The following is a 25,043-nucleotide window of genomic DNA, read 5'->3' as shown; positions in this document are numbered from 1 at the left end:
AAGCAGGCTAATCACTGTTGTCTTTTGTTACCAAGAAGCTATATAACAAATGATCTGAAGCCTGTAATCTACTTTTATGTTCTTGCAATTCAGGTCACAACGCAGATCGCATAATTGACCCTAAGCGAAAATAAAAGCAACACTCCACTAAAAATTACGGACTTTCGGTATAAAAATTACGGGCAGTTATTCGCAACAGAAAAACAACTAACAAAGGGTTTCACAAACACCTAACCTTTGATCAGTTTTCCTAAGCGAAGCTTTCAAATCTACGCACATTCTTTGCGGTCAAACGATTTTTAAGCTGGATATCTTTTTTCATAAGCTCCAAAAATAAAAAAAGGTACAGTCAAATATTTTGCTGTACCTTTTACTTATCCTTACGATTATTCTTATTTTTTTTATTTTCAGTGCTCGTTCCTACTGAAAATCATATTGACAAAACACGGGAGATTTTTTAATAATCCCAATTGTATTCACTAATCATTAATTCCGGTTTTTTATTGGAATATTTGATGGCTATTGAATCTCCTTCTTCTTTATTTAATTTTTTCCCCATTCCATCAGATTCCTCATATACTTTTCCATTGACAACGTATTTAATCCTCACTGCTTTTCCTTTATACAAAGACATTTTAGTAATTATTCCTTTCGAAGTGGTATAATCCTCTTTAACATATTGAATTTCATCCGTTTTTTCATCAATAAGATAGATACAAAGCCATACAAAAAAAGCTATAATACCAAGCAATACACCTGCTAATTTAAAGTACTCTTTGGTGGTTGGCTTGGTTGGTATTTTTTTATCATTAGTATAAGTATCCATTTTATCTTTTATTTTCATCCTAAAAGTTTAATAAAACAAAGGATTCCCAATAAAGAAATACCCAAAGACCTTAATTAAAAAACTTTTTCTCTTATTCTTTTATTTGTTTGGGTCTGTTAATACTTGGAAAAGATTCCAAATACTCTACCTCAATTTTATTACCGATTTTATAGCCTCTTTTTTTGGAATCTCCGTTATATAATTTCCCATTCGCAGAAAATGCATATGAATAGGTAAACATCTGAGTTATGACTCCCTTACCTTGAATGTTTTTTTCATTAATAATTGTTGCCTCTTTTACGACAGCATACTTATCCAATAAAGAATTATAAACGGGCCATTTAAATATACTAAAGCACAAGTAAAGAATTGGACTTAATGCAAGTAGTAAATACATCCTCTTTTTTAGTTTTACTAAAAAACTGTTCTTTTTCTTATTATTCATTTGTTTTGTCTTTTGCATCATTAACAGTTTTTAATGTAGCGGCCTTTGCCGTATTTTCTAAAGTTTTTGCTGTTTGTTCTATTAGTTTTGTTGAAAACTTCTTAACCTTATTATTTACATCACGAGTTACTCGTCCGCCGCTTGCTCTTATAACTTTTTTAATTGTTTTAGCGATTGTACCTTTATTGATATCAGCTTTTGAAAGCAATTTAACTCCTTTCGTTCCTACCCCTTTAGCAAGACCATTTACAGTGGCATCAATAGCTATATTTTTAATAATATTTCTAGGGTTCTTATCCACTTTTGCTTCAAAGCCACCTTTATCATTTGTTTTAATTTCGACAACATTATTAACCACTAAAACAGCACTCTTAACCGCTATTTTCTTTATTACACTTCCACCTGACGTAAGTCCACCCTCAACGGCAGAAAGCGCTATGGAGGATAAATTTATGTTTTTAGTAAATGCATCCATCCCTCTTTTACCCTGAGCATAATTTGAAGCAACTTGAATACCATAGTCAACAGCAGCTCCTAAAACGGCTCCTAATATAGGGTTTTCCCCATCAGGATCATTAAATTTTACTGGTGATTGATAACAATAAACATAAGAAGAAAGATTTTGAGGATTAAAAACGGTAGACGATTGATTCTCTTCATCTGCTTCAAAAAAGTCTTCTCTTAAAGTCAAGGGATCCACAGACAACCACATACTGGTTTTCATGTCCAGGTATCTGGCTCCGTAATAAGATAAGTTTGTTTCTCTGTCTAATTCCTTTCCATTAAATAAATAAGGAGAAGAAAATGACGAATTATGCTCCTCAAACAGTATTTCACCAAAAGCAACATATTCGACATGTTGACTTACACTACCGTTTTTAACAGTAATGTATGACGTACTTCCTAAATGATCCGGATGAAAATAAAAAATATCATTTTCAGGCAAACCAATTCCGGTAAAACCTTGACCTGCTTTAACTGTTGTTGGTTCAATTGGCGGACCAAACTGTACGGGTGGTCCCGGTACATCACCCGGTGCGTTGAAAATTGGATTTCTCGGCCAGCCTTCCGGTGGTTCCTGATTTTCCTCTACTGGCTTAATAACTTCAGCTGGATATGGGTCACCGGTAAATTCAGGTGTTCCATAAATCCCATGTTGTGTTGGTGGCCCGGGAGGCACGCCTAAACTTTTTACATAAGCATCCAAAGCTTTTTGCTGTTCAGCAGTTCGCTTCGTATAGTTTATACCTCCGGCTGTTATACCTAATGGTTGTGCAAACGCACCATTACCCAGCTTACTTACTATACGTCGCATACTCTCATAATAATGCTTCGTAAATTTCCCTTTGCTGATTACGAAATAAGGGCTTACATAACCCGTGTAATCATCCGAATGAACTATCGTTGCAGCAGTTTGACCATTAATGGCTATGTTTTGACTGTCACCACTACTCTTTATTACACGCTCTCCATTTGAATCATAAGTATATTGATGTATTCGTCCGTTATCATTAATTCCCATCAAATGATTTTCTTCATCCCATGTCATTTTTCTGAAACTCTGAGATTCAGAATAACTCGTTGGGTTTCCGTTACCATCATAAACATATTCTCTTGGTTCAGTCTTTCCTGCTTCTACAATTTTATTAGGAGCGTTAGGATGAAGTTCATTATCATAATTATAATCTAAAACATAACCTTTTTGCTCATTGTTCACGATATGTACCAAATCTTTTTTGGTAATATTATGCATTTTATTATAGCTCATATTCAGCTCATACTGTGCTTTAACAAATTCTCCCTGATAGGTTGCTTTCGCTGATTTTAGCCTGTAAAATCCATCATATTGATATTCGTGCAAAGCTGTACCTCCAAGAGTATTGTTTACAATAGGCGCAACATTTTTTATGCTTAATACATTACCCTCTAAATCATAACTATACGAATTGTCAAACACTTGTCGCGAACCACTTTTGACCTGTAACTGCTGTAATCTGCGCATGGACGAATCGTAAGTATAGTTCGTTTCTGTATTATTTCCGTATTTTAAGTACTTACGCTGTTCAAATTCATCGTACGACAATTGTTTTATATAATCATATACATGACTTTCTTTTTTACCTTGCATACTTTGCAGGTTTCCAGCACGATTATAGGTGTAATCAACTACTTCTCCATCCGGATAAGTCATTTTTTGCATACGATTCCAAGTATCATATTCAAACTGTGAAATATAGGTTTGTACATCTGTAGGAGTAATACGAAGCGTACGAATTTCTTTTTCGATTTCACCTAGTTTTCCGTAAAAAAACTCTTGTCCCCCACTTGCATCCTGAACAAACCATAACCTTCCTCTGCGGGATGCAGTTCCGTCAGCTTTACCGAAATTATACTGTACATTATTCTGTGGATTTTTAGGGTATTTTATACTTTCAAGTCGGTTAAAATTGTATTCATATTGTATCGCACCACCATTTGGAACTGTATTTTTAATATCCTGTGTAATTCGGGAAGTCATGTTTCCTGCCAAATCGTATTTTGTCGTTGTTGTTCCAGCGTCCGGATTTATATACTCAACGCGTCTCCCCAACCAATCATAGCTACTTTTAGTAACATGATCCATTGCATCAGTTACTTTTACAGTTTCACCCAACGCATTTGTCTCAAACTTAGTCAGCAAATCATTGTGCTGACTAGCAATATTTTCTCCCTTAGTATCGGTAAAGGTTTGAATAGTGTTATTTAAGGCATCCGTCTGTGTGGCACGTAAAACTGGCAAACCATCAATGTTATCTAAAGCAAAACTCGTTGTATTATAACTTCCATCCGGTAAGGTTTCTTTAACGGGACGTCCCATTTCATCATAGTCCGTTTTAGTCGGCATTATATTTGAAACTCCTGTACTAAAATTGTTATCTATTACACTCGTCGTTGTTGGATAAAAACTCGCTGTCGGACGTCCTAAACCATCGTAAATAATTTTACCTGATATAATTTGTGCTTCTTGATCAGGACTGCCGGATTGTGTAAATAAACTTGCTGTTTTTTTAACTTGCAAAGCCCGTCCTAACCCGTCTGTATAACTGTAAGTTTCAATATCTTTATCCAATTCAGGATCATAATTTCTTGTTTTAGCATATGGTACCTTTGCCTCCGGAAAATATTCGTAAAAAATCGTATACGGTTTTCCACTGGCAATTTCATAAGAGCCACGAACCAATTCCGTACGACCTTTGGCGTCAAGCTTATATTCTGTACTCTGATCATTACGATCAGTCGTTTTTAATAGATCTCCAAAACGATAATCATATTCCATTGTATTATGATATCCAAAAGCATCTTTTATTTCGGTTAGAAAACTATGATTTTCAGGATCATATGTATAATCGAGTGTCATACGTTGCCCTTTGTGGTTTTCTGGCCCCGTTATTTTCTGAAGATTCCCATATGCATCGTAGATAAAATCAGTAATTGCGATCTTATCCGCTGCGCTGTAATTTCTAATTTGGGTAACGTCAGCTGTTGTCGCTTTTATTTCTGTTACTCTTTTACGACGTAATCCTTCAATAGTATATACTTCTAATTGTTTTGCAATTCCACTGTAATAAGGTGTCGTACTCTCATGATAAGTAATTTTAGCGGTAACCTTATCATCTGCACTACCATTCCCTAAATCTTCATATTGCGTAATGTTTCCTTTAGCATCATAAGTATTAAAAAGGTTAGTTTCCAGATACTCACTTCCTCCTTCATACGATTTTTGATTGGTATGTATCAATCCAACAAAAATACGTTTGGCATCACACACCGGTAAATTCAAGTCAGAAACCGAAACACTTGCCTGTGTAGCCACATCTATAAAACTATATTCGTTTTCTGATTCCTGACGTGTTTTATTATTTTTGTCAATCTTAGCACTATATCTTAGAAGATTCTTTCTGAAATAATCCTGATTGTAAAATTCTTCAATAAAAGTTGAAAAAACTGAATTATCGGCAGCATCAATTTGCTCCTGAATTATTTTTCCGAAACCATAAAATTCTCTTTCACGACGATCAAAATAACCATTTTCATATCTGAACTTAGTAATCGAATGATCAATACCATCACCAATATGTCCGTCAAAAATATCAACGGATTGCAAAACCCATTTAGACGCAGGATTTTCATATGTTGGCTTTAATAACTCATATTCGACCACATAGCTGTTTCCGGCCGCGTTGGTAACGCTTTTTAATTTGTTGGTTCTTTTTATGTTTGAAAGACGTACAATTAAATTATTCTGATCTTTTGACACGATGTAATCTATGTTGCCATCCCCGTCGACATCAGAAAATGAAGCTTCGGAACGGGATGTACTGGCTCCAAAACTACCACCGATACTTGGTGTTAATTTCATAACAATAATTGGTGGAACCAACGGAATATCATAAGAAACACCAATACTGGCTCCGTAACTAACGGATTTATTTCTTGACATCGCCGAATATTTTGGATAAGTAATAGGGGCACCAAAATAATTACCCATATTCAATTCAACCAAAACATCATTGTCTCGATACGTAATTTTGTCTGCTAATCCGTCTGAGTTTACATCCATAAAGGTATTTGTCCCGTCAGAAACAGAACTTCCGTAATTCAAACCACCGGAGAAAGAACCATTATAGATGCTATATCCTAAATTGGCACTAAAATCTTTTGACTTTCCTTTATTGATAAAATTAAGATTCGTCCAATTTTCTTCGGGTAAAAAGCCGTATCCCGTGTTTAAAGACACTCTTCCGTCAGCTATGATTTTATCTGCCAGTCCGTCACCGTTTACGTCTGAAAATACCTGCTCAGAATGGTCTTCTCCTTTCCCTATATTTCCACCTAAGGAAACGGATTTCCCTCCTTTTTCGGCATCTCCCGAGGCTCCTGTTTGCATGTAATTTTTTGTAACAGCCGCTTTACTGACACTTAACTGTAGTGAATTTGCAGGTGAACCATGACTATAACTACCGGACAAACTACCCCCTTGAGCTGTATTTTCGGAGTGGCTAAAATCACCTATCGCAGCTTTATTGCCAGTAAGTCCTCCTGTAGGCGAGGTAAACTGCACCTGACCGTCCCTGATATAATCGGGGAAACCATCACCGTTAAAATCACTCATGGTCTGCACCACATAAGAATCTCCTTTAGAAGTACTCAAACCTCCTCCAACAGGGCCTGCACTGGCACCGGCAGCAAAACTTTTACTTTTGCTTTCGGTGATCATATCAAATGCAGCGGTCGCTCCTCCTGCTAAATTGTTTGGAGGCAACGAAAAATCGACATACTCCGCTATATCGTCTTCTCCTAAACGGGAACTTCCAATAAATTCATTTTGAATAAAAGATGCTTTTTCTGCACCAAATACTATATTTTCGGAATAAATCTGGGTAGACTGAGTAAAATAATCTTTGAAACTTTCAAAGCCCGGAGGCATCGCATCCGGATTCAGATTGTTTAAATCCGGAAAATTGTTTGGATCGACAGTATTGGTCTGCGGTTTTAATCTCGCCTGATCAATTGTAGTACCGGCAAGATTTCCATTTACAATAAAACTTCCCCAATTTCGGTACAATAATCCTAAAGTAATGGCTTCCGATGGCAGGTTACTGTAAATTGAAAACTCAGTTGTAGTGTCATTCCAAACCACAGGTAGTAATGGATCTGTGATCGCATCAACTATATTATAAGCAATTTGCAGCGCATTATTTTTAGGATAAGCTCTGACAATATCTGTTAAAGTTGGATCACTTACATAGAGTTCCAATTCAATTGGAATGTCTTTTTTAGCCTCTGCATAGGCATAGGTACCATCAAAAACGGAAGTCGTTTCTACCAATGTTCCATTGACCACATTAAACGTTTTTCTAGCCACTAAATTAGTGCCCTGTTTGGCAGAAATTACTAGTCTACCATTGTATCTTGAAGCGACAGGACCTGCAATTAATTGGTAATCTGCCGGATTTATAGATAGATTTAATTTACCGTTAATAGTAGGTTTCTTTCCTGTTATAATATAGTTTCCATCAATTTTATTATAAAACGAATGCGAGATCTCTACCTTTTTAATATTGTCTTCCGGTCTTGTTCCTGCTACTCCCGGAATCGTAACGGTTGGATTAACCACCAATGTTTTCAAATCAATATTCGTAACCGTCTCAATCCTCATTCGCACAAAAGCATTGTCTTCTGCAATAGCAAAACTAAGTGTCGCTAAATCTAAAGTAACAACTTCTGAAGCTAAAAATCTCTTTTCGTACAACACCGTTTCGTTTACCGAACCCACTACCGTTTTAACCACTTTTAAAGTAACGTGATCTGATGTCAGCGGTTTTTTAAATTGCCCTGAAAAACGAATCAATCCGGCTTTTGGAACTATTATCGGATTGGATGAACTTACAAAAAAGTCTTTCGAAGCCTGATAAGTTTTTAAAGACAATAAGTTTGCATCTGCAACAGTATTGACATCAATTAATTTATTTCTTATAATCCCACTCTCGTTATAATAATCGATTGCTTTGGTATATTCTATTTTTGGATCCCAAACCACTTTATCATAGTTACCATCCTTTATAGAACTTACCCTGAAATACAAACGTTCTCCTTTTTGAACGGACAAAGTTGTAGCCGGTTTTATTTTTAATCCATAATCATCAGCTCCAATAACCTGATCCCATATCAAATTGTTGTTTTTTTGAAAATACAAATGCACACCATCTGCTTTCCCTTGTCCGTCACGCGTTTTATACTGTTGACGTTCTACGGAAAGATCTTCTAGTAAGGCAAAACTTTGGGTCACAGTAATTTCTCCCGTTGCCGGAGCCTGCCATACTCTTACCACATCATGCAAAGGATTTTTATCTAATAATTCCTGTAATTCCTGAGTACGATCCGGAGTCGTTATAATTAGATTTCCATCACCCGAAACAGGCGAAGGAGTTCCTGAACTGTTGGGCAAAAAATGAGGCACCCCATTGATAATACGGTTGTAATATACTTTTCCGCCATCTGCAAAATCTACCAGTCCATCCCCGTTAAAGTCCATAAAGTAACTTTGGGTTTTATTGGTCGAGCGCTGTTCGTCATAACCGACATTTACAGAAGCCGATCCAAAACCTACGGTCGCGTCAACTCCCCAACTGAATGTTTTTGATTTCGTAAAACCTAAATTCCCCAGGTTCTCAATGCGAATCGCTTCTCCAAAGGCATTTTGCCCTGAACCGTATAAGTTTTTGCGATAATAAACATCATTACCAATCTTAAAAATTTTATCCGGAAATGAATCTCCGTCTAAGTCTTGTAAAACGACAGAAACGTCTGATGATCCCCAGCTATTTCCTCCGTGTGGTCCTATCGTATTCGATTTAAAAGTCCCTAAAGTAGGAAGTCCTATACCTATTCTGTAATTGATTCCGGTTGAAGTTCCATTGGTACTTCCGGCTAAAGTATGATTGCTTTCAAAGTCTTTAATTCCAGTAAATCCTTGTTTGATATTATCACTTGGGACACTCCATACCTGCTCGGGTCCAAAAGGATTGTATTTGCCTGAAGTCTCTCGTACATCATCAAAATAATCCAGCGTATTCGTGTAGAATAATTTCGATTCTGAATCGTATTCTGCAACCGATTTCAGTAAGGTTTTCTTAAAAGCTCCTTCTTTATAATTCAGTTCATAACTGCGAATCATTTGATTTTTATAGCGAACTTCTATCTTTCGCAACAACTGATTGTTCGTTTGTTTAAAACCAAGTCTGGCCGAAACCTGAACATCGGGTCTATTGACTTCTCCTAAATCGCTATTTTTAATGAAAGAGACACTGTAATTTCCTTTCTCTGATCCAAAACCGGTGTAATAAACATTTTTAAGATACAGCTCTCCCTCTTTTTTATCGTACTCATAACTAACCGAGTTTCCTTTTAAATCGACTTGGAAACAAAGTGCCCAATGACCAATATTTCCCGAAGCATCCTGCAATACTGCATTTGTTGCCAGACCGGATGCATTTCCACCATAATAACTGGCAACACCGCTTTTGTCTCTTACCACCCAATAATAATCTTTAGTCGAAGATCCTTTTCTAATAATCTGCTGGAAAGCGCCTTCTCTTCTTGGATAAAACTGTTTGTCTGCTGTTCTGCCTACCCAGGTCGCTCTATGTGAATTAGGGATTAACTGTTCACCCGCAATCGCATAACTTTCTGTTTCGTTTTGAGCATCATAACGTGGTGCTCCCCAACGGGTTTCTATACTTACTGCAGGAGCCGAAACATCCCAACCCGTTCCTGCCCAACTGTGCCCGCCATCACTATCATACTGCAAATTAAACGAAGGTTGCATACCCCCTCTTCCACTTGGTAAAACAATACTAAAACCAGTACTCATCGTTCCTCTTCCGTTTGCTGAAGGTGGTGCGATCGACTGAATTCCAACTAGCGGACTTGCTGCTTTTAAATCTTTTATACTTGTTGGTGTATACCCTGAAGTTTCAGGAGATTCGGGCATTTTTATAATTCCGGCAATAAAATCCGTGAAATGCGTTGTTTTCGCAGTGATAATTCCTCTTTTAATATCTAACGAATCTTTGCTTACTTCTTGCCAAAGACGTTTGTTTTCATCAAAATAAAAGACATTGATATCTTTCTCCGTATAACCTTCCGGAATTGCTTTTTTATCAAATGGAAGTGATAAACGCACTGCTTTTTCGAAAAGAGTTCCGTGTGGCAATAATCTGAATCCGGCATTTGCTCCCGTAACGTTAACCATTGCGGAGTTTAAAGGCGCAATATCAATTTTACGCAAACCACTTACCGACACCTGAACATCTGATTTTAATGCTCCTAATGGAAAAACTGCAAAAAAATCTTTATACGAAAGGGTATTCGCCGTTTTAAAATCGATGATCTTAGAAAAACTTTCTTTAGCATTTTCAAGCGGTCTGAAACTAGCTACTTTTAAGAAATCATTGATTTTTAATTTTTCAGTGCTACCAACTCCTGTTGTGGTTTCTTTATAAACCGTAACATATTGATCCGAATTTAAATCTTTACGATCCAAAATCAATTCAAACTCCGGCTGATTGACATTAACAGCAATACCATCAATACTCAATTTGCTAATATGCGAAGGAAAATTAGTCCCTTTGATATACAATTTATCATCCGATTTCAATAAAGTATACGTACTCGAAAGTTTTAATGGACGATATACAATTTGTACGTTTTTAACTTTATAATTATTCGAAGTTCCTTCGGGAGCGGTGAACAATATTACGTTATCTCCTTGTCTCAGAGATTTTTCTGAAAGCAATTCTGATTGTAAACTCCAACTCGTATTCTTAGACAAAAATTGCCCCCCGATACTTGCCTGATTATTTAAACTTCTCGAAATCGAAGCCGACTGATCGTAACCGTATAATTCATACTCCAAATAAGCATTTTCATAAACAGTAGGCATCTCGTTTATCGCAAGATGAAAAACATTATCGTAGGCATCATCCGTATCCGATTCGTCTTTTACACCGATAAAACCTTCTTTGATATCGGCATCAAATACTTTTATTTTATTAACTGCTTTTGGAGCCGTATCAATTGAATCTGCTACTGGAGCTTTACTTTCGTTTTCATTTTCAAAAAGATCTTGTGCAAACGAAGAAACTACAGGATAGTTCTTAAAATTCACTGCAAACAAAAAGGAGCTTACTAAAAGGACAAGAATTATAATTTTATTTTTCATATAGTAATCGACTGGGAGCAATCGTTTATTTTGTTTATTCGTATAAAATATTTAAATTTTAAGCAGTCAGATTATCGCACAATAACTTTAAAAGTCTTTGTTCCGAAATCTGAATTAACGGTAACGAGATACATTCCTGATGAGGCTTTAATCACATCATCGTAAATGTAATTTTCAATCTGAGAAAACTGCTTTTGTTGTACCAAAGTACCCGTTGGACTATAAATACTAACCGTGGCATTTGTTTTTGTGGCAAACTGCATGGCAATAGTAAAATGACCGTCAACAGTAGGGTTTGGATATAAAATCAATACACTTGAGTCTGTATTTTCTTTTCCATCTGTCGCAATTGCAATTTTATTTGACGTTTTACATTCCTGCTCATTAGACAATCTTACCTCATAATTACCCGGCTGATCTACGAGAATTTTAGGATTATTATCGATAAAATTACCCTCGTAATACCATTCATATTCATAATTCCCGGTTGGCAAACCAAGACTTGCGTCCAGCGTTAAAGCGTTTCCGTTTGTTAATTGATATTCTGGTTTTAAGTTGGGAACTGTACCTTGTTTGTCTGCCACAAAAACAGTTTCCGAATATAAATTTCCTTTGGCGTCTCTTACGATATAATCATAATTCCCCGAAGAAAGTTTCACTCCGTTGCTGCTTTTTGCTGTTTGGCTCCATTGTTTTAAAATGGTTTCAGTTCCTTGTTTTTTAACGGTTACTGTGAAGGGGCCTTCTCCACCTTCAATCGTATAATTTAATTCTCCTGAAGCATTTACACCACAATTTGCCTGCGTAATCCAGACACGACTGAACATTTGAGGCGCTACTTTCAAAGTAAATTTAACACTGCCTGATTTTTGCTGATCCCAGTTAAAATCTTTTAGTACCAATTTTTCTTTACTCGATGTGCTTCCTAATTTAATGTACTCGGAATTATTCTCCTCATAAGTTCCTTTTCCCGAATGATCTACCAACAACCAGTAATAAGTGTCTTTAGGTAAAGTCCCTTTGATAAATTTTGGGTCAAAAGTCCAATCCAGGTTTAGATCTGAAGTACGTGTAAAATCCAGTTGCCATTGTCTGTCAACACCTACCGGCTCTCCTTGTTCTTGCTTTTTTACGAGAAGATTTTTTGCATTATCACTCCAAAAAACAAAATAATCATTTGGGATTTTGTTCGTTTTACTTTTAAGTTCCATCGTCAATAAACCTTCTTCGGCCATATTACTGCTTTTTAGCTGCAATAATCCACTGACATCGTCTCGCCCTACTGCCGTAATCGAAGACTGAAATCCTTTGTGTTTATCATTGTCCCAAATGGTCATTCCCGAACTGTTGAGATAATTTTTGATTTCAAACTGTGACAATGAAATACCGTATTTAACCGCGAGATAACTCGCTACTTTCTGAGTTTCAACACCTGATAAAACACGGTTATAAACCAAAATTTCGCTTATGTTTCCGTTGAATTCTTCGGGTGGTAATTTTTCAAACTTAGATTTTAAACCAATAGTCAGCGAAGAAGGTTTCGCAACAGTGTCGGTTATGTTTTGTTGAAAAAAATGAATATTCGCCTTTTGAAGTTTGACTTTTTCGTTGTACGACCTGTAACTGTATTTTTTCAAATCAACAAGGCGTTTATTTGTTGCAACAGAAACCGTTTTTTTAGTATCATTTATCGTCCATAAAAGTTGTTCTTTCAAACTGTCTTTTACTTTGTAAACCATAAATACGGTTTGCTTTTTTTTGCTGTTAACGCCCAAAGGCAGGACTAAAGAATCCTGAGCGGTATCAAAAATAATACTCGGGTTAAAATTAAAAGCCGTTCCTTTTTGCGTATTCGTTGGTACTTTTGCTTCTGTTTTAGTAAGGCTTTCCCAATAGTAAGCGTCGTTATTGGCTCTTGATTTTATCCAAAAAAAAAGTTCCTGAACATTGCCGGGTACGCTTTTTTGTTGTGCAAAAACCAAACTACCTGTCGTTGTGGACAGCAGCATTAGCAGTAAAAAAATCTTCTTATTCATATCTCCTGATTTTCAAGATGATCATTTATTAAAAATTACCCAGGTCATCAAAATCAAATGAATATCCAATAATCAATGAAATACTGTTCATTTTATTTTTGTTTTCACTGTAACGATGGCCATTTTCTTCGGTAGTTAAAGCATCGGTAAGTCCTAAAGTATAACGGGCACCAACAGACAAATTCGAACTGAATTCGTATCCTGCAGACAACATTCCGTAAAAATAATTCTTACCGGTAAGGGACTCTTTCAGTACTTTCTGCACATTGGCGTCCGGCTCAAAATAAACACCTGAATTACCAAACACTTGCTGAGCGTTAGAGCTGTATTTTATATTATTGCCGTCCAGATTAAAACCTACATAAGGCCCGACACCAACATAAAAACCTTCAATCGGATAATATTTAAAAGACGCTCCAACGTTTATATAACTGTATCCAAAAGTCATTTTATAACGAAGCCCTTTTTTATCTGTATAATTTAAATCTGTCCCCTGCATGGAATAAGAGACTTCGGTCTGAATAGCCACATTGGCATACGGATATTTCCAATTGATTACAAATCCCGTTGTCGCACCAAATTTCCCTTCTTCAGCTAAATTATAACCAGCATAAAGGCTCTCGTTTGGAATAATTACTTTCGGAAGATTAGACATTTTAGAATAAATTCCACCTGCAAAAAAGCCATACGTAATCTCTCTGTCGCCTTGTGCAAACAAAGATTTTGTGCTTACTAAAAGAAGAAGCAAAATAAATTTTTTCATTTTTTTAATTGAAATTACCATTGATGAAAACTATAACCTAAAGAGAAACAAAAGACACTGCTCTTGTTTTGATTTTCGATAAACTGAAAAGAGGAAGCATTACTGTTTACTACATCTTTTACACCTAAATAATAGCGCATATCAAAATGTATACTTTTATGCAATTCATACCCAACCGCAAAACACAGTGAAAAGTCATCCGCTCCGTTAAGACCGTCCTGATAAAACTGTCTTGTCGCAACATCGTACATTCCTCCGGCTTCATTCGAAGTATAAGTAACATTATTAGGAGATAAACTAATGCCATAAAAAGCACCGAAACCCAGATTTAATCCTTCGTAAGGATAAACTTTATACAAAGCACCAATTTCTAAATAAGAGTAATTGAGTCCTAATTCAAATTCTTTTCCTACTGCATCGCGATAAGAAACTTTCTCACCGGATTGTCTGAACAGAATCTCCGGTTGTATGGCAACACGGGTATCGTGAAGTTTGAAATTTAAGAAAAAGCCACCTTCTAAACCGTAAGTGCCTTTACTTTGCATAACGCTATTGTCAAATGTATTGTCTCTGCCTTTTATGCTTTCCGGCAGATTACTGATTTTAGAATGTAGTGCGCCAAATTTCAAACCGTAGGTTATATTGGACTCATTTTGACTGTAAAGGGCTGTAGTAAAAAAACAAAAAAAAATTGATACGTATTGTATTACTTTCATGCAAAAAATTTTTGCGAATATATGTATTAATAATAGAATACCCGATCAAAATAATCGACAAACAACAAATTAATCTGTCAAAAGGAGTCTTTTTCCCGTCAAACAACCAAAAACTGGTACAATAGAGATCCGTAAATAAAAGGCTAGAAAAGATAACGTAATAAAAAACTTTCAAAAAAAATACCGTCGAAAATTTTCACATTTAACAGTATTAAGAGCGTGCAAATTTTCAATTTAGCAGACATGTAAAATAGTTTCCTTAAACATACTCATTTTAGAAGATTTTACATTATTAGAAGCATTCAATCAGAACACTTAGACCTGCAAAACATTATTAGCGTTGATGATCCAAAATAATCAGAATTAAATAAGTAACTTAGTTATTTAGTAACTTTTTAGAATCAAATAATAAACTTAACTCAGAGCGATGGTATATGATGGAAAAAACGGAGAGTACTTTGAACTACAAAAAATCGATAGTCACAACAGCAATTTTTTAAAAAGCACAAAAACACAAACCCTGCTTCTTATTTGGTTTACCTCTGATCAAAACAAACTTACAATAGATGGAATACCTTATACTTTTGAAAAAAATGAAATAGTCTTTCTAACGGAATTTCACAGACTTGAGTATGATAATGTCAAGACCATTAATTTACTGAGATTCAACAAATCATTCTACTGCGTTTTAGATCATGACAGCGAAATTGGCTGTAAAGGAATCTTATATTATGGAGCAGCGGCAAAATTGCCCATCATAAAAATTAATGAAATACCATTAGATATAATGCAAACGGCATGGAAAATGGCTACTTTGGAATTTGAAATGAAAGACAGTCTTCAGCTCGAAATGTTGCAAATGATGCTTAAACGAATATTGATTACCTGCACCAGAGTTTACAAAATGCAATCCCTGAGCAGCATTACGGGTACAGAACAAAATGATTTGATACGGAATTTTAATTTCCTGGTAGAGACTAATTTCAGAAGCAAACATACTGTTGCGGATTATGCTTCCCTTATTTACAAATCCCCGAAAACAATCTCCAATACATTTAAGAAACTAGGAACAAAATCACCTCTCAAATTTATTCAGGAACGCATCATGCTCGAAGCACGACGTTTAATCTCTTATACGGATAAAGACATTTCTGAAATTGCTTATGAATTAGGTTTTAATGACATTCAGACCTTTAGTCGTTTTTTCAAAAAGAACGAAAAAATAGCCCCCATACAATATCGCAAAAAAAATACGCTTTGAATTTGTTTAAAAATAATAAAACTATGATCGGACTAGGAATGGCAGCCATTGGCAGGCCTCACTATATCAATATTAAAAACAATTCCATTTCAGATAAGAATTTTGATTTGGCAGTTTTTAAAATGCAAGGAAAACATTTTTTAACCGAAGCTTACCAAGCCGGAATCAGACATTTTGATACCGCACCCAGTTACGGAGTTGCAGAAGAAATACTATCAGAATGGATTGCTGAATTCCAGCCAAAAGACATCATCATTTCAAGTAAATGGGGCTACACTTATGTTGCCAATTTTGACAAAAATGCAATAGTACACGAAGTAAAAAGTCATACACTTGAAACGCTGGAAAGACAGTCAAAAACTACTTTCGAAAGATTAAAAAACATTCAAATTTACCAAATTCACTCAGCCACATTAGAAAGCGGTGTTTTGGAAAACCAAGAAGTATTAGAAAAATTATACCAAATTAAAAAAGAGCGAAACATCGAAATTGGCCTATCTACTAGTGGTGCTAATCAAAATGAAATCATTAAAAAAGCCCTTCAAATAAAATGCAATAACGAAGCTCTATTTGATGTTTTTCAGGTTACTTACAACCTCTTAGAGCAAAATCTTTTAAACTTAAAAGAAGAACTAAAGCTCAAAAAGGTAATTATAAAAGAAGCAATGGCTAATGGCCGTATCTTTTTAGAAAAAAATGACGGCCTCCAAATTTACCAAAACCTAGCAACTAAGTATAATGTAGGTATTGATGCGATCGCCCTTCAATTTGTAATCGCTACACTCAATCCATACTCTGTACTTAGCGGTGTAACGCAACCGGATCAATTGAACGAAAATCTTAAAGCAAACTCTTTTTCTTTAGAAGATCATGAAATCGAACTTCTAAAAACCGTAAAACAAACGCCTGAAGACTATTGGGAAGATCGAAAAAAACTGAGTTGGCAATAAAGTTTGCTTTCCACAAAAACAAAGAGGGAAAAATTGCCAATTGATAAGGATAACCAGTCTACTAATTAGGTCTTGTTTTGAACGAACTTTGCACTCTAAAAAACAAATAGATATGAGCAATACAGAAAAAACAAGCCCAAAAGCAGCTGAATTACGAGTAAACTATTGGATTGACGGAGACGGAAACAAAACAGCTCCGATTCGGTTAAAGGATCACAAAGGAAAATTTAAAATAATCTACGGATTCCAAAACTGGTGTCCGGGTTGTCATTCTATTGGATTGCCTTCTTTAAAAAAAATGGTCGATGCTTTGCAAGAAGATAAAAATGTTGTCTTTTTTGCTGTCCAGACTGTTTTTGAAGGTTTTGATGAAAACACAGCCGACAAACTTCTTGAAAACCAACTAAAATACGATCTAAAAATCCCATTTGGACACGATGACGGTTCTGATTATGGAGAAAAAAGAGCGACAATTATGACGGATTTCCAAACCGGAGGAACACCTTGGTTTTTATTGATTGATGAAGAAGATACAGTTGTTTTTTCAGATTTTCACATCAACGTAGAAGGCGCAATTGCTTTTCTAAAATCAAGAAAAAAATAGTAAAGTCAGAACAGCTAAATAAAAACAGCATTAAAAAAACGAATACCAACACGATTAAATTAACGCGTAATGAAACTTAAAATAGGATTTGGAGGCGGATGTCATTGGTGTACGGAAGCTGTCTTTCAAACTTTAATTGGTGTAGAATTGGTCGAGCAAGGCTGGATTGAATCTGTCGAGCCTCAGAATTATTGGTCAGAAGCCGTGATCGTTCATTTTGATACTGATTTAATTTCACTTAAAACATTAATCGAGATCCATCTTCTTACACATGCCAGCACTTCAAATCACAGTATGCGAAGCAAATACAGAAGTGCTATTTACCATTTTAATGAGCAACAAAAAGAAGAAAGCTTAAAATTCGTTTCTGAATTACAAATCGAAAACACAGAAAAGTACATTACACAAATTTTGCCTTTTGTACAATTTAAAATAAACAAAAACGAATTTTTGAACTACTATAAAACTCGAAAAGAAGCACCATTTTGTAAAACTTACATCCGTCCGAAACTAAATTTATTGTTCCAAAAATACAGCAAATACACCCTTAAAGACTAAAAAGGAAAAATAAACAAATTTGCAGGAAATCGGGTCTACAAGTAACGCTTTCTTTCGCCCTAACTTTGCACTCTAAATCAGAGATATGGCCCATTTAGTAAAAATAGACAAAGAACAATTCGTCAAGGACCAATCACGGTATTCTCTGGTAAAAGGAACCACTGAGGGAGCACCTTTATGTCCATACGGCAATCACTACAAATGGGTTGGTTACGATCACGAAACCAAAACCTTTGTTCGATTTACAAAATCAGTATTCTTGAATTTAGTAAATCAAGTTAAAAACGAATATTAAATTATACTACAAAAAACAGTAAAAAAGAACCATTAGAAAGGAGTAGTTCATTACAATTTCAATTATTTAATTTAAGTTGCTAGTTGTTTTATGTTTGAAATTAGACCGCCTATACCTCATTTCTGAATTATAATAATGTAAATTTCTAGTAAAAATTAAAATAGTTGCAAAAGTATCATTTTGAATAGCCTCCTGCTTCAGCTGGAGGATTACAAGAAGTTCAAGATCTAATGGCTTTAGCCGAATTATACCCCGGTTCTTTCGGCTAAAGCCAATGATACACATCTCGATCATTTACCTCCAGCTGAAGCAGGAGGCAAATCAATCCTTTTGCACTTTGGCCAAACTGGATCAACCAATTATTAACTAGCAACTTGAATTATTTAATAAAAACTTAACAACCAATCGTTGGGTACAATTTATTAATACAAAAGAACAGCATTAATAAAACATAAAAAGGGCGTTTCAGATAAAATAAATTGAATAAGCTATGTGCAAAATTACAATTTTATTAAAACACTTTAAATAAAGCATCACTTTCAAAACTATGTTTCTGTGTGTTAAAAAGAATTACAACCAACAAGTTATAACTTAAAAAAAACATCATGCTAAACTGGAACGATATTATAAAATACGCCAATCACGGAAATCCAACTCCTCCAAAAAGAGTAGAAAAAACACCTGAGGAATGGAGTAAATTACTAACAGAAGAAGAATTCCGTATTACACGACTAAAAGGTACAGAAAGAGCCCACAGCTCTGACATGTGCAGTTTTTTTGAACCTGGAAAATACGCTTGCAAATGTTGCAACACGCCTCTTTTTGATTCGAGTGAAAAATTCGAAAGCGGAACGGGTTGGCCTTCTTTTACACAACCTGTTGCTATAGAAAATGTCGCTTATATCAAAGACGTAACATTTGGAATGGTACGCGTAGAAATTACCTGCAACATTTGCGACTCTCATTTGGGTCATGTTTTCCCCGATGGTCCCGCACCTAGTGGACTTAGATATTGCACGAATGTAGTTTCACTAGTAAAAACAGAAAACATTTAATACTACTCAGGAAAATCTTGAGTACTTATCAATTTTAAAAAAACAGCTATGAGTGATATAAAAAAAATAGTATTTGGTGGAGGATGTTTTTGGTGTACAGAAGCCATTTTCTCTGAGGTTGAAGGTGTCATTGCCGTTAAAAGTGGTTATAGCGGAGGAGCAACAATAAACCCTACCTACCGTGAAGTATGCGATGGCAGAACCGGACACGCAGAAGTTGTTGAAATTACTTATGATGCCCAAAAAGTTCCGTTAGCTCTATTATTGGTTATTCACCTGACAACACATAACCCAACCACGCTAAACAAACAAGGTGCTGATCACGGAACACAATACCGCAGTATTATTTTTTACGAAAATGATGCCGAAAAACAAATCGCCGAAAATGCCATAAAAGAAGTACAGGAAGCTTTTGATGATCTGATTGTTACAGAAGTAAAACCAATCGAAGAGTTTTACATCGCAGAAGTTTCACATCAGGAATATTACAAAAACAATCCCAATGCAGGTTATTGCCAGGCGGTAATTGCACCCAAACTTGCCAAGTTTAGAATGTTATACCAACAGATTAAAAAAGTTAATTAATTATCTAAAGCGAATTTCCCTAAAAAGAAATTCGCTTTTTTTGATTTCTTTTCTTTGTGTAAAATTATTATTTCGCTGTTAATTTATAGAGCACTATAATGCTTCCCAAAACAACCTAGTTTTAACCGAATAATACTTACTACAATCCCATTAATTTTCGAGCTGCCTTTTTAATCTCTTCAACCGTTTTACCATTACCATCGCCACTACCTATAAAATAGTAAATTTTAAGGTTTCGACTCGCTATTCCCCTGTATTTGGTAACTGTTTTTTTATTATCGTATGAACTACCTTTCTTTGTAGCTACTGGTATTCCAAGTCCTTGAGCAAGCGCTAGAGAAATTTCTAAACTTTCGTCATTTTTTCTGTAATCCGTAAATATAGCAGCACTTTTTTTGCCATTATCAAGATTAACAACAAATGCGATATCACAATTTTTAATTCCCCGCGCTTTCCACTTGGGACTTAAGGTGATATACGGAATTGTTTCAGCATCGGCATATCTGGCAGCACTGCTCTCCGGTTCATTTCTATTATAAGGAGTAGTTTGTGACACAAAATAACCATCAGCCTGGAGGTAACCCTCATAATCATCACTTTGACCGATACGTTTTTTAGCGATGCCATAACCCCTGTCTTTTTTAAACTTATTTTGAGTTGCTTCTTCTCGTGTGATCCCTCCATTTAAATTATACAATAATCCTTCATTATTTGGATGATAAGCATGCCTGGCACCATCTAAATTAAGAGCCAGAGTCTTAGTTCGAAAAATATGCGTGGTGTCAACTGCTGTGGTCTGCGCTGAAGTCCAACTTACGAATGTGCTGAAACATAAAGCAAAAAGAGAATACTTTTTCATATTTTAAAAATTAAAATTACACGTTCAACAAGTGAATAATTAGTCTTAAATTTCAAGTAGACCGCATACTAACTTACTATACAACCGCCACTTTAACACTTTAAAAACAAAAATCTTAACTAATATTATTCCTTATAAAGTTAGTTATTCAATCGCTCCTACTCACCAGTACAAACACCTGTTTCTCGCTTTTTTGAAGACCTAAAAAGGATAAAACTTTAAAACAAAATTAAATACCCAAAAACCCAAAGCTGACAGGTTTCAAAAACCTGTCAGCTTTAATTCAATACGAAACTTTTTGTGTGATTTACTTCATCTATTCGCTTTCAATCAGATCTCCTCCGTTAAAAGAACAAACGGAGCATCTACCCTTTTTAAACTTTACGGCTTCGCGACTTTGCGAGATTTTTGTTTTTCCAAAACTTTTGATCCTTTAATTCAATACGAAAATTCCAGTTCTACCGAAACGTATAAAAAACAAAAAAGCCACTCGATGGAGTGGCTTTTGGTGAACTCCTTGGTACAAAATTCGAACCTTTTATTGGAAGATTTCCAGATTTTAAGCGAGCTAACAGAGGTTTGAAAAGAAAAGCATTTTGTTTTACCAAATTAAGGAAATCAAATTTAGTCTCAATAAAATCGATTATGTATTTATCTAAAGAAACTGATGCTATTGAAACTGTAAGGGCTTCAAGCTTCAGGAATTGAAAACTCTTAAGACCTGACTGTCCAATAAAAATAAAGATGCTGATGAGATATTTACTGTGATTATGAGGAAAATATATTTTAAAGAAATCTTTCAGCTTTTAAAGCTACATTTAAATAGCTAAAGCTATATTTTTCATTCTTCCAAGATTTTTTCATTTCCTAAGTACTGAGAAAATAACAACATTTCTTTAGGAAACCAGACTTAAGATTGACATAAAGCGCAAAGCGAAAAACGTTTTGACAGCTCTGTATTATCTTGAAAAAATTATAAATCTTTTAAAGGGCTTTCTTCGGAATTATCATCCGAGGAAAATCCAAAACGTATAGAGAGATAGCTGTGCACAGCACTGAAGTTTGGATATTTCATGCCATTTTGTAACCCGTAAGAATCAAGGACATCAACGGGCACTTTATTCATGTAAAATGAAAATTCAGGGGATGTCAGCCACTCCAGTGGTATTGGAATATAATTTTGATCTTCGAGCTGTCTTCTCATTTCTGTCGATAGTTTTGCTGCTAAAGCTGCAGCCTCTTGATCAGTTGAAGGAGGATTTCTCTGTAATAGGATATTGACTTTTTTTGCAATCACAAAGTTTCTCAGAGCTGAAAGGATCTGCCAGTCAAGAAAACCTGTACTACGCAATGAATTTATAAGTATTTTAAAATTGGGATCCCGTTTCCAGATTTCAAGACTGACGGATAAACTTTTATAATTACGTTTATATCTGCCGGCAATTTTTTCTAATGACGCAGCCTGATCATATTTCGCGCTGACTCCTTTAAAATCTATATCAAGTCTGGATCCTTCGGAATTAAAATCATCAAAGCTGACAGGGTTAAAAGCTGAACGATGCGATTCACTAAACTGTTCCTCTGTTAAATGATTGAAATATACTTTCTGATAGGTATTTATAATTAATCCCTTATGTCCTAAATTTTGTTTTCTGTAAAGTGAATCAAAAGCTTCGTAGAATTCTTTACTCGGCAGCAGGCTTAAATTACTTAAAAGAGTTCTAATACGACTCGTTAAAAAAACATAGTGGTATTGAATCTTTAGCTGATCTGTTACCTCTAAGGCAGGGATTGCTAAATCCCAGACTGCTTCATCATGAGAAATTCGCTGTTTGAAATCGTGGGTGTATTCATTGTCTTGGCTTAAGTGAATTGTTACCGGCATTTTTAGAAGATGCAGATCGACACTCATTAAACCAATCTCACAGAGTATAATTTGAAAAAGGGCAGTAAATTCTTCTGCAATTGCATTCATCTTTACTTCATTTGAGAATACAATATTCCATTTTATTCCATGGGTGTCAAATTCTATTTTCCTTGACGGTCCTATATCGCTGAAAGGAATCATGGTAAGTTTTCTTTTGAGTAATTCTTTTAATTTGTTTTGATCTCGAAATTTTGCTTCAGTATGCTGACCAATTTCCTGTAGAAATTCGGTATAGATCCAACCGATTTTTTGCTTCTGATGTTGAATAAATGCCTGCAATTCTGGATGAATTATAGCCGCAGTACTTAGAATAAAGCCAAGTTCCACTAAAACATTTGCCAAAACATGATCTCTTTCTAAATCAAGATCATCAGCATTAAATTCAATTCTTGCGTGGATGTAATTTTGAAAATCATCTAATGCACTGACCCAGCTGCCCTGCTGGTAGTCGGCGTGAAAAACGGAAGCATAGCTGTCACCAATAAGCTTCAATATAGTATGATCGCCAAAATGGACAGACCCCCAGAGAGCAGTCAGACCATAGTATTTAGAGGCAATATTCATTCCCAAAGCCCAATATACTTTTGCAATGTTGTTAAGTACCATTATTAATTGGGGGCGGGCATCATCATTATTACAGTAATCTTTAGCTTTATGCAGGCAGCCTAGGGCTTTAAGATAGTTTGCAACTGAAGGTCTGCTAAGATAACTCGAACTTCTTTGAACCAGCGTTTTTGCCGTTTCAAGGTTTTGTCCTGTTTTCATTGCCAAAACTTCGATGCTATCCAAATATTCTTCCAATACTTGTATGGCGGCAATCTCTGCATCGAGTCTTATAAGCAGATCTAATATGGCGGAGGTTTGATTATTAAGCGTCGTTATACTGTAGGTACGAGCCTGCGGGAGAATTTCAGGGATTTTACTGTAGAATTCTACTGACTGAATCGTCTTATCCAGAATAGAGATGGATGGATCGTTATGAAAATGAAAGTTTCCCATTAGCTGTAAAGCCAGGCAAAGCTCATCGACATTGTTATGATTTGATATTTTATTATCAATGGTTATGTGTATTGAATTTCGCCAATTTTCTATCTCTTGGAACGTAATAAGTTCTGGAAAACTCTCAGAATACTTAGCCGCTATTTCCAGCAGTATTATATCATCTTCTATATCAGAAAAGGAATTTCTATCGTCAAGATTTTCAAAATAATATCTGATTAAGTGTTCTGTACCTTCAATTGTATTTTTTATTGTGAAGGTTTTTGAATCGGGAGATAAAAGAATAAAAATATACTCATAGATTGCTTTTCGACGGCAGGATGTTAATGTTTCCTCCAGTTCTATGTACTGTTTTAAAAGGCTACACCAAAGGTCATCATGATCGGTTTCGATGAGCTCCCATCTGCAGTGCCTTGTCGCAGCAATGATTTCATAAAATTCTCCGACTCTGAAATCATTAATCATTTCTTCTTCTTTCCATTTTTCGTAAAAGGCGGCATACCATCTGTCTTTTTCTGATCCCATATTAAGAAGCAGGATATCAAGCGACAGATTTGTGAGAATTTTTTTCTGTGTATCTTTTTCCGCGGTCCGAGCAGCTATTTCAGACAAAAGAACCGATATATAAGTAGTAGCCTGATCTGGATTTAAAGAAAAAGGAAGCTGTATTACTAATTCCTCTAGTTCCTTAACAAGCTGCGTGATGGCATTTTCTTGAGGTACTGCATCAAATTTCCATCTGATAGATCTTACGAAATCATTCCAGACATCATCAGGCAGTCGGTCATATATTTCCTTGGCTTCTTTCATTGCTTTATCCATTTCTGGAGAAAGCTTTGCGCTCATAACACTGGTTATATATTCATCAATTATAGATTTTACTTTTATCCTGCATCTTTCGAGCATTTGCGGTGAGAGTTCATCCTGATTCTGCCACCACTCCTTCAAAAGTTTTGGGTCCTCGGTTTTATACTGTCGTGCTGGCCGAGAATTAGTTTCAAAAATAAAGATCACATCATCCAATATATAATCACCTTTACAATAGAGCATAAAAAAATGAGCTATGCTTTTTACTATTTCTTCCTTAGAAAAAGAAAAATTCTCAGAATATAATTTTACCTGCCTAAAAGTGGAAGTTCCAGCGTCTACACTGCGTTCGAAAATATCCTCTTCGTAGTCACAATAGATGTCAGTATCGTTCTGCTCAAGCCTGTTCTGAAGCCATGTTCGCAGGGTTATAAGTTTTTGAAAGTAAAAGCCCTGCTCTGTAGCGGTGGCATCGGTATCTTTTGTAAATAAATGAAGCTTGGTTAAACTCATACGAACGTAGCTTTTTTTTATAATTGAAAATGAGCTAATATTATCTATTGGCAAACTTTGAAAATTAATATTTCTTTTGAG

15 protein-coding genes are annotated in these 25,043 nt (G+C 35.5%); 7 read left to right on the top strand and 8 right to left on the bottom strand.

The annotated features are described in order from the left end of the window. Window positions 1-457: 457 nt before the first annotated feature. From ACHRV3_RS14380 to ACHRV3_RS14355, 6 genes are all read right to left on the bottom strand, one after another. On the bottom strand, window positions 458-844 hold the full coding sequence (locus tag ACHRV3_RS14380) for a hypothetical protein (protein WP_395435103.1): 387 nt from the start codon (window positions 842-844) through the stop codon (window positions 458-460). A 73-nt stretch (window positions 845-917) separates the two neighbouring features. Continuing rightward, on the bottom strand, window positions 918-1,271 hold the full coding sequence (locus ACHRV3_RS14375) for a hypothetical protein (RefSeq protein ID WP_395435104.1): 354 nt from the start codon (window positions 1,269-1,271) through the stop codon (window positions 918-920). Further along, window positions 1,264-11,034 carry a SpvB/TcaC N-terminal domain-containing protein gene (locus ACHRV3_RS14370; protein WP_395435105.1) on the bottom strand — a complete coding sequence of 3,257 codons (9,771 nt, stop codon included), beginning with the start codon at window positions 11,032-11,034 and terminating at the stop codon, window positions 1,264-1,266. Before ACHRV3_RS14370 ends, ACHRV3_RS14375 begins: the two co-directional genes overlap by 8 nt. Window positions 11,035-11,105: 71 nt before the next feature. Next, window positions 11,106-13,070 carry a T9SS type A sorting domain-containing protein gene (locus tag ACHRV3_RS14365; protein ID WP_395435106.1) on the bottom strand — a complete coding sequence of 655 codons (1,965 nt, stop codon included), beginning with the start codon at window positions 13,068-13,070 and terminating at the stop codon, window positions 11,106-11,108. A gap of 28 nt (window positions 13,071-13,098) precedes the next feature. Beyond that, entirely contained in the window at window positions 13,099-13,833 is a 735-nt protein-coding gene (locus ACHRV3_RS14360; RefSeq protein ID WP_395435107.1) for an outer membrane beta-barrel protein, read from the bottom strand. Window positions 13,834-13,847: 14 nt separating this feature from the next. Continuing rightward, window positions 13,848-14,549 carry an outer membrane beta-barrel protein gene (locus ACHRV3_RS14355; RefSeq protein WP_047773459.1) on the bottom strand — a complete coding sequence of 234 codons (702 nt, stop codon included), beginning with the start codon at window positions 14,547-14,549 and terminating at the stop codon, window positions 13,848-13,850. A 427-nt stretch (window positions 14,550-14,976) separates the two neighbouring features. On the opposite strand from ACHRV3_RS14355, the gene ACHRV3_RS14350 reads away from it, so the two are divergent. From ACHRV3_RS14350 to msrA, 7 genes are all read left to right on the top strand, one after another. Further along, window positions 14,977-15,810 (top strand): helix-turn-helix domain-containing protein, encoded by an 834-nt coding sequence (locus tag ACHRV3_RS14350; RefSeq protein ID WP_395435108.1) that lies wholly within the window; start codon window positions 14,977-14,979, stop codon window positions 15,808-15,810. Between the two features lie 23 nt (window positions 15,811-15,833). Further along, window positions 15,834-16,760, top strand: a complete 927-nt coding sequence (locus ACHRV3_RS14345; protein ID WP_395435109.1) for an aldo/keto reductase — start codon at window positions 15,834-15,836, stop codon at window positions 16,758-16,760. 112 nt (window positions 16,761-16,872) lie between these two features. Next, window positions 16,873-17,364, top strand: coding sequence for a peroxiredoxin family protein (locus ACHRV3_RS14340; protein WP_395435110.1), 492 nt, complete (start codon window positions 16,873-16,875; stop codon window positions 17,362-17,364). Between the two features lie 69 nt (window positions 17,365-17,433). Then, on the top strand, window positions 17,434-17,922 hold the full coding sequence (locus tag ACHRV3_RS14335; protein WP_395435111.1) for a peptide-methionine (S)-S-oxide reductase: 489 nt from the start codon (window positions 17,434-17,436) through the stop codon (window positions 17,920-17,922). 85 nt (window positions 17,923-18,007) lie between these two features. After that, window positions 18,008-18,217 (top strand): hypothetical protein, encoded by a 210-nt coding sequence (locus tag ACHRV3_RS14330; RefSeq protein WP_395435112.1) that lies wholly within the window; start codon window positions 18,008-18,010, stop codon window positions 18,215-18,217. A gap of 605 nt (window positions 18,218-18,822) precedes the next feature. Next, window positions 18,823-19,272 (top strand): peptide-methionine (R)-S-oxide reductase MsrB, encoded by a 450-nt coding sequence (gene msrB / locus ACHRV3_RS14325; protein ID WP_395435113.1) that lies wholly within the window; start codon window positions 18,823-18,825, stop codon window positions 19,270-19,272. A gap of 48 nt (window positions 19,273-19,320) precedes the next feature. Beyond that, the gene (gene msrA / locus ACHRV3_RS14320) at window positions 19,321-19,857 is read left to right on the top strand and encodes a peptide-methionine (S)-S-oxide reductase MsrA (RefSeq protein WP_395435114.1); all 537 of its coding nucleotides are present in this window, start codon (window positions 19,321-19,323) and stop codon (window positions 19,855-19,857) included. Between the two features lie 139 nt (window positions 19,858-19,996). Here msrA and ACHRV3_RS14315 read toward each other — a convergent pair whose 3' ends face one another. Continuing rightward, window positions 19,997-20,716: a hypothetical protein gene (locus tag ACHRV3_RS14315; protein WP_395435115.1), complete on the bottom strand. Its 720-nt coding sequence runs from the start codon at window positions 20,714-20,716 to the stop codon at window positions 19,997-19,999. Between the two features lie 973 nt (window positions 20,717-21,689). After that, a complete protein-coding gene (locus ACHRV3_RS14310) occupies window positions 21,690-24,962 on the bottom strand; it encodes a dsDNA nuclease domain-containing protein (RefSeq protein ID WP_395435116.1) in 3,273 nt (1,090 codons plus the stop codon). Window positions 24,963-25,043: the final 81 nt, after the last annotated feature.

This window comes from Flavobacterium sp. FlaQc-49 (genome assembly GCF_044005985.1).
In the GTDB taxonomy this organism is placed as follows: domain Bacteria; phylum Bacteroidota; class Bacteroidia; order Flavobacteriales; family Flavobacteriaceae; genus Flavobacterium; species Flavobacterium cupriresistens.
Note: the sequence above shows the minus strand (reverse complement) of the source record. Positions and strands in the feature narration are given on the sequence as shown.

Coding starts and splice junctions, on each gene's coding strand:
- ACHRV3_RS14310 (WP_395435116.1), bottom strand. CDS start 24,962: ATGAGTTTAACCAAGCTTCATTTATTTACAAAAGATACCGATGCCACC.
- ACHRV3_RS14365 (WP_395435106.1), bottom strand. CDS start 13,070: ATGAATAAGAAGATTTTTTTACTGCTAATGCTGCTGTCCACAACGACA.
- ACHRV3_RS14350 (WP_395435108.1), top strand. CDS start 14,977: ATGGTATATGATGGAAAAAACGGAGAGTACTTTGAACTACAAAAAATC.
- ACHRV3_RS14315 (WP_395435115.1), bottom strand. CDS start 20,716: ATGAAAAAGTATTCTCTTTTTGCTTTATGTTTCAGCACATTCGTAAGT.
- ACHRV3_RS14360 (WP_395435107.1), bottom strand. CDS start 13,833: ATGAAAAAATTTATTTTGCTTCTTCTTTTAGTAAGCACAAAATCTTTG.
- ACHRV3_RS14345 (WP_395435109.1), top strand. CDS start 15,834: ATGATCGGACTAGGAATGGCAGCCATTGGCAGGCCTCACTATATCAAT.
- ACHRV3_RS14355 (WP_047773459.1), bottom strand. CDS start 14,549: ATGAAAGTAATACAATACGTATCAATTTTTTTTTGTTTTTTTACTACA.
- ACHRV3_RS14370 (WP_395435105.1), bottom strand. CDS start 11,034: ATGAAAAATAAAATTATAATTCTTGTCCTTTTAGTAAGCTCCTTTTTG.
- ACHRV3_RS14335 (WP_395435111.1), top strand. CDS start 17,434: ATGAAACTTAAAATAGGATTTGGAGGCGGATGTCATTGGTGTACGGAA.
- ACHRV3_RS14340 (WP_395435110.1), top strand. CDS start 16,873: ATGAGCAATACAGAAAAAACAAGCCCAAAAGCAGCTGAATTACGAGTA.
- msrA (WP_395435114.1), top strand. CDS start 19,321: ATGAGTGATATAAAAAAAATAGTATTTGGTGGAGGATGTTTTTGGTGT.
- ACHRV3_RS14380 (WP_395435103.1), bottom strand. CDS start 844: ATGAAAATAAAAGATAAAATGGATACTTATACTAATGATAAAAAAATA.
- ACHRV3_RS14375 (WP_395435104.1), bottom strand. CDS start 1,271: ATGAATAATAAGAAAAAGAACAGTTTTTTAGTAAAACTAAAAAAGAGG.
- msrB (WP_395435113.1), top strand. CDS start 18,823: ATGCTAAACTGGAACGATATTATAAAATACGCCAATCACGGAAATCCA.
- ACHRV3_RS14330 (WP_395435112.1), top strand. CDS start 18,008: ATGGCCCATTTAGTAAAAATAGACAAAGAACAATTCGTCAAGGACCAA.